The 6,291-nt window shown below is 65.6% G+C and carries 6 protein-coding genes; 1 reads left to right on the forward strand and 5 read right to left on the reverse strand.

The window, feature by feature from the left end; all coding sequences use genetic code 11:
- Window positions 1-1,001 (forward strand): 4-hydroxy-2-oxovalerate aldolase (gene dmpG, locus ACE3SN_RS15845; RefSeq protein WP_374531646.1); only part of this gene is annotated, 1,001 nt, incomplete at its 5' end.
- Here dmpG and ACE3SN_RS15850 read toward each other — a convergent pair.
- From ACE3SN_RS15850 to ACE3SN_RS15870, 5 genes are all read right to left on the reverse strand, one after another.
- Window positions 991-1,194 carry a hypothetical protein gene (locus ACE3SN_RS15850; RefSeq protein WP_374531648.1) on the reverse strand — a complete coding sequence of 68 codons (204 nt, stop codon included), beginning with the start codon at window positions 1,192-1,194 and terminating at the stop codon, window positions 991-993. The two genes, dmpG and ACE3SN_RS15850, sit on opposite strands and share 11 nt — an antisense overlap.
- Window positions 1,194-1,589 (reverse strand): cytochrome c-type biogenesis protein CcmH, encoded by a 396-nt coding sequence (locus tag ACE3SN_RS15855; protein WP_374531650.1) that lies wholly within the window; start codon window positions 1,587-1,589, stop codon window positions 1,194-1,196. The genes ACE3SN_RS15850 and ACE3SN_RS15855 overlap by 1 nt, the downstream gene beginning before the upstream one ends.
- Window positions 1,586-2,116 (reverse strand): redoxin family protein, encoded by a 531-nt coding sequence (locus ACE3SN_RS15860; RefSeq protein ID WP_374531652.1) that lies wholly within the window; start codon window positions 2,114-2,116, stop codon window positions 1,586-1,588. The genes ACE3SN_RS15855 and ACE3SN_RS15860 overlap by 4 nt, the downstream gene beginning before the upstream one ends.
- Window positions 2,113-4,047: a heme lyase CcmF/NrfE family subunit gene (locus ACE3SN_RS15865; RefSeq protein ID WP_374531654.1), complete on the reverse strand. Its 1,935-nt coding sequence runs from the start codon at window positions 4,045-4,047 to the stop codon at window positions 2,113-2,115. The genes ACE3SN_RS15860 and ACE3SN_RS15865 overlap by 4 nt, the downstream gene beginning before the upstream one ends.
- Before the next feature lie 34 nt (window positions 4,048-4,081).
- Window positions 4,082-6,291 (reverse strand): tol-pal system YbgF family protein (locus ACE3SN_RS15870; protein ID WP_374531656.1); only part of this gene is annotated, 2,210 nt, incomplete at its 5' end.

A 6,291-nucleotide genomic window follows, 5' to 3' on the forward strand; every position in this document is an offset into this window, starting at 1 on the left:
AGAAGCTCTATATCCAGGACGTCACCCTGCGCGACGGGATGCACGCGGTGCGTCACCAGTATGGCCTCGAACACGTCAAGGCGATCGCCAAGGCGCTCGACCGCGCGGGCGTCGATGCGATCGAGGTGGCGCATGGCGACGGGCTGTCCGGCTCCAGCTTCAACTACGGCTTTGGCGCGCATACCGACTGGGACTGGATCGGGGCCGTGGCCGAAGTGCTCGAACGCTCGGTCCTGACCACGCTGCTGCTGCCGGGCATCGGCACGGTCCACGACCTCAAGCATGCCTATGAACTGGGCGTGCGTTCGGTGCGCGTCGCGACCCACTGCACCGAGGCGGACGTTGCCAAGCAACACATCGAGGCTGCCCGCAATCTCGGCATGGACGTCTCGGGCTTCCTGATGATGAGCCACATGAGCGAACCCGATGCGCTGGCCCAGCAAGCGCTGCTGATGGAAAGCTACGGCGCGCACTGCGTCTACGTGACGGACAGCGGCGGGGCCATGACCATGGACCAGTATGCCGCGCGGCTTGCCGCCTATGACCGGGTGCTGAAGCCCGAAACCCAGCGCGGGGTGCACGCCCATCACAACCTCAGCCTTGGCGTGGCGAACTCGATCGTCGCGGTACAGGGCGGCGCGATCCGGGTCGATGCTTCGCTGGCGGGTATGGGCGCGGGCGCGGGCAATGCCCCGCTCGAAGTGTTCATCGCCGCGGCGGAGCGCATGGGCTGGAACCACGGCTGCGATCTCTATGCACTGATGGACGCGGCCGAAGACCTCGTCCGCCCGCTGCAGGACCGCCCGGTGCAGGTTGACCGCGAAACGCTCACGCTGGGCTATGCCGGGGTCTATTCCAGCTTCCTGCGCCACGCCGAAAAGGCCAGTGCGGAATACGGCATCGACACGCGTTCGATCCTGGTCGAACTCGGCCGCCGCAAGATGGTCGGCGGTCAGGAAGACATGATCGTCGACGTCGCGCTGGATATGCTCAAGGGTTGATTGGCGCAGCACTCTGGACTGGCGGGGACACCGGCGTCCCCGCCATGTCCGGACTGCCCTGCCAGCCGTAACCCGCAAGCGCCACCAGCACCGCCGCGCCGCCGATTTCCAGCGCCATGCGCGAGCATTTACCGCTAGCATAGAGCGCCAGGAACGTCAGTGCGCCAAGCACGAAGGCGATGATCCAGCCCATCACGCCTTCCTTACCCGCAGCCGCCGCGAAACCAGCCAGCCGCCGCCCAGCAGCGCCAGCAGCGGCGCGATCCACAGCGGCAGGGTTTCGCCCTTGACCACCGGCTTGAAGCTGACCCAGTCGCCATATTTGCTGACCAGAAAGGCGCGGACCTGTTCGGGACTTTCTCCGGCAGCGATATGTTCGCGCACCAGGCGGCGCATATCGCCCGCAAGGTCCGCGTTGGAGCCGGAAATCGGCTGGCCCTGGCAGACCACGCAGCGGATCGAATCCATCAGCGCCAGCGCCTGCGCTTCCTGCGCGGGATCGGGCAGCGACACCTCGGCGTAATCCTGCGCTGCAAGTGGAACCGCAGCGAACAGCACGGCAGCGCAGAGCGCAGCGCGAAGGGTCATGGCTTGCCTCCCAGCATCGCCGTCAGCTTGGGTATGTCGTTTTCGGTCACCACGCCGATATGCTGATACAGGATCTTGCCCTGACCATCGACCACGAAGGTTTCCGGCACCCCGGCCGAACCGAACGCGATCTGCGCCCGCCCGCCGGAATCGAGTCCGATGCGGGTGTAGGGGTTACCGTTGTCGGACAGGAAGCGGGCAAGGTCGGCGGAATTGTCGTGCACCGCGATCCCGTCGATCTGCACGCCCATCCGCTGCAGGCGCAGCAGCATCGGGATTTCCTGCACGCAAGGCACGCACCAACTGGCAAAGATATTGAGCAGCCGCGGCTTGCCATCCGCATAGTCGGTATTGGCGACCCCTGCCTGCCCCGGCATCGCTGGCCCAGCAGCGAACTGCGGCAGAGGCTTGCCCACCATCTGCGAGGCTATCACCCGGTCATCCGGGTTCTTCAGGCTGACCCAGAAAGCGACGAACAGCGCCGCAACCAAAACAAAGGGCAGCCACAGGATGAGCTTGCGGGTCATGCGCTTGCCCTCTTCTGCCACGGCCAGCGATTGTCCCACAGATCGCGCCGCGCCCGGCCCAGCAGCGATAGCGCGCCGCCCAGTGCGATCAGCGCGCCGCCGATCCAGATCAGCGTCACGAACGGCTTCCACCACATCCGGATCAGGAACTGGCCTTCCTGCGAGTTCTCGCCCAGCGTCAGGTAGAGCTGGCCGTTCCAGAACGTCTTGATCGCAGCCTGGTTGGTGGTCATCGGCGGATCGGTAAAGGCGTGAAGCTGCGGCGTCATCTCGAACGGCGCACCGCCCGCCTTGCTGGCCGAAAGCACGGCTTCAAGGATCTGGTAGTTCGGTCCCGGCCGCTCGCGCACGCCCTGCAGGGTCACGGCGAACGGACCAACCTCGCGCGTGTCGTTCGGCGCCATCGCCACCATGTTTTCCTTGGTGAAGGCCGCGTCGCAGGCCATCCCGGCCATGCTCACCGCGCAGCCCAGATGCGCGATCACCATGCCCCAGGTGAACAGCGGCGTGCGGCGCAAATCGCGCTTCCACAGCGGCGCAATGCTGGCCACCGCAACGATCGCCGCCACAATCAGGCCCAGCAGCGGCAGCGCGCCGATCCGTCCGCCCGCGACAACCAGCGCAAACAACGCCGCAGCCCCGGCGAACAGCGCCAGGGCCATGCGGTCGACAACCAGCTTGGGCCTGTCGCTGCGCCAGCGCAGCAGCGGCCCCGCGGCCATCAGCACCATCAGGATCAGCGCGAGCGGCCCCGCCGTGCCGTTGAAATAGGGCGCGCCGACCGAAATCTTCGCGCCGTTCAGGGATTCGAGGATCAGCGGATAAAGCGTGCCCGCCAGCACCACGACCAGGATCACGGTCAGCAGCAGGTTGTTGATCACCAGCGCGGCCTCGCGGCTGACCATGTCGAAGCGGTTGCCCTCCGCCACGGTGCCGACCCTTGCGGCGAACAGCGCCAGCGCGCCGCCGATATAGATCGCCAGCAGCGCCAGGATGAACAGCCCGCGCTCCGGATCGACGGCGAAGGAATGGACGCTGGTAAGGATGCCCGAGCGCACCAGGAACGTGCCGACCATCGACATCGAGAAGGCCAGCACCGAAAGCATGATCGTCCAGGCGCGCAGCCCGTCGCGCGTGGCGAGTACCGTCACCGAATGGAGCAGCGCTGTGGCCGCCAGCCACGGCATCAGGCTGGCGTTCTCGACCGGATCCCAGAACCACCAGCCGCCCCAGCCGAGCGTGTAATAGGCCCAGTACGAGCCCGCCGTGATCCCGATGGTGAGGAATATCCACGCTCCCAGGATCCACGGCCGCATCGCCCGCGCAAAGTCCGCACCGACATTGCGGGTGACGAGCGCGCCAACCGCGAAGGAGAACGCCGCCGACATCCCGACATAGCCCGCGTAAAGCGTCGGCGGGTGGAAGGCGAGGCCCGGATCCTGCAGCAAGGGGTTCAGCCCCTGTCCTTCGGTCACCCCGGAAATCCGCGCAAAGGGGTTCGAGGCGAACAGCAGGAAGGCATAGAAGCCCAGCGCGATCGCGGCCTGCGCGGCCAGCGTTGCAGCCTTGGTATCGGCCCGCAGCTTGCGCTCGAACTGGGCGATGGTCGCGCCCGACAGGCCCAGGATCGTCACCCACAGCAGCATCGAGCCTTCGTGGTTCCCCCAGGTTCCGGCGATCTTGTAGATCATTGGTTTCATCGAATGGCTGTTGGCCGCAACCAGCAGCACGCTCATGTCCGAGCGCATGAACACCGCGATCAGGCAGGCGAAGGCAAGACTGACGAGGCCGGCCTGAAGCAGCGCCACCGGCACGATCGCAGGCGCAAGCGAGGTCTGCCCGCGCCCCACGGCCAATGCGCCCAGTACCAGCTGGACCAGCGCCATGGCGGCAGCCAGCCACAGTGCGGCAAGCCCTGCTTCGGCAATCAAGCGAAATCTCCCATCACGCCGGTCTTATGCCGCATCAGAAGTCGAGACGGTAGCCGGCGCTCAGCACCCAGCCGTTTTCGTTGACCTTGTCGAAGGCGGTGCCATTCCACACCGTCTGACGGGAGAAATTGCCGCCGAACTCGATCTCTATTTCGGAATGCTTGAGCGGGTAGTAATTGAGCCGCAGTGTCGGCTGGAACTGGCTGAAAGTGCCGGGATTGGCTGTGGCCGTGGTCACCTTGCCGTCGCGGTAGCCATAGCGCAGGCGCGGGCTGAGGCGGAACTTCGAGGTGACGGGCACGCGCGCGTTGAAATCGATCGTGTAGATCCGCGCCGTCGCCGTATCGGCATAGCGCCCCGACAGGATGTAGATGTCGTTGCCCATCAGCAGGTCGGAGCCGATGAACTGCACCCCGTAGAAGTATTCCTTGCCCATCGCCGGCAATGCGCCGATCTCCGGCGTCCCGGCCGTGGCGGGCGTGCCCGGGGTCCCGCCGGTATCGGTCATCGAAAAGTCGGTCGAAAGCTGCAGCTTCCTGGTGATGGGCCGCGAATAGGTAACCGTGACCGACTTGCTGGTGAGCGTGCGGTCCTTCGCCATCTGATAGATCTGCGCATCGGTGAAGAATGGCTTCAGCCCGGCAAGATCGTTGAACGGCACGTTGTTCACCGTATCGAACTGGCCGATCAGCGCGTTGGTGGTCGTCAGCAGCGGCGACTTGCGATAGTCGCCGGTGACGGCAAGGTTCGCCCCGTCGGGGAAGTTGTAGTTCAGCGTGACCAGCGCCAGGTTCACCGTCCCGAACTTCACATCGTAGTCGAGCAGGCCAAACGCGTTGAAATTCTTCTTGAGGAAGCGTGCCTCGATCCCGACCGAGCGCCGGTCGATGAAGCCGCCCTTGGCGTGTTCATCGAACCAGTAGAGCGTGGTCTGGAACGGGCTGCGCTTGTTGCCCAGATCGACGCTGAAGCCATAGAACGGGCGCTCTTTCAGTACCCAGGTCTGGCGCGATGACAGCACCGGATAACCTGCCACCGCGTTGAAGCGCAGCTTGGGATTGGCCTGCCAGCCAACCAGCGCGCCATCGAACCGGCCGAGCACGCCGGCCGAGTTGCGGGTCTGTCGTCCGACCCGCACCGTGGTATCGAGATCGGTGTCCGAATAATCGAAATAGAGCGCAGTCAGCGCCGAGATCGTGCCGCCGGGACGCGAGGCATAGGTCCTGGTCTCGGTGCCGTTGTTGACCGTGACGATCGACCGGCTGGTGCCGAAGTTCTTGGTGAAGGAACCCGCCGCGCGCATCTGGATCTGGCGCTTGTCGTTGCCGCCGGTGATCGTGATGTCACCGGTGGTGAGCAGCTGGTTGACGTTGACCGAGTTGTCGACCTCGGTGCCCAGCGTGGACGAGGTGTTGAGCGTGCTGGTGCGGCCCTGGTCGCGGAAATAGAACTGCGAGAAGCTGCCCCGCGCGCCCCATTTCCAGGCGGTCGCGCCTTCGGTCCCGCCCGATGCCGCGCGCAGCTGCTGCGGCGTGCCGGGCACGGCTTCCTTGGCGTCGAGCGCGGCGAGGCGCTGGCGGACGCGGTCGGCGCCCTCGCCCTCTGGATAGCGGCGCAGGTATTCCTCGTATTGCGCGCGGGCATGGGCGTTCTGGCCCTTTCGCTCGCGGGTCACGCCAAGCAGCTCGATTGCGCGCGGCGTATTGGGGTTTTCAGGAAGCGCGGCCGCGTCGGTCAGCAGCGCCACCGCACGGTCAAGGTTACCCTCGGTGATCGCCTGTTCGGCGTCGGCAATGAGCCGCTCGGCCTGGCCGGTCGCCGGAGCGCTGCAATCGGCGACGGTCGGATCGCTAACCCGGATCACCACGGTCTGCGGCTGCTGGCCGGCGCTGACCTCGAACTTCATGTCCCTGGTAAAGAACATCGAAAGGGTCGGACCGGCCGCATTGTCGCCTTCGTATTCGATCGAGCGCAGTTCGGGCAGCGCGGTCGGTGTGCGCAAGGATTCGCGGCCCTGAAGGCCCGGCATCTGATCGAGCGGGGTGACCCGGATATGCAGTTCGCGGCCCTGGGCCGGAAACGAACTCAGCACCTGAATGCGCGGATTGAACGCAATCGTCACGACCGCGCAGCCGCCGGCGCTTTCCACCCGCACGTCCGACAGCGCGCGGTCGCTGACAGTCTGGCCAAAGGCCGGCATCGGCAGGATCAGGCCCGCACCAAGCGTAGCCACCAGCGCAATCG

It is taken from the genome of Novosphingobium sp. (assembly GCF_041915465.1).
In the GTDB taxonomy this organism is placed as follows: domain Bacteria; phylum Pseudomonadota; class Alphaproteobacteria; order Sphingomonadales; family Sphingomonadaceae; genus Novosphingobium.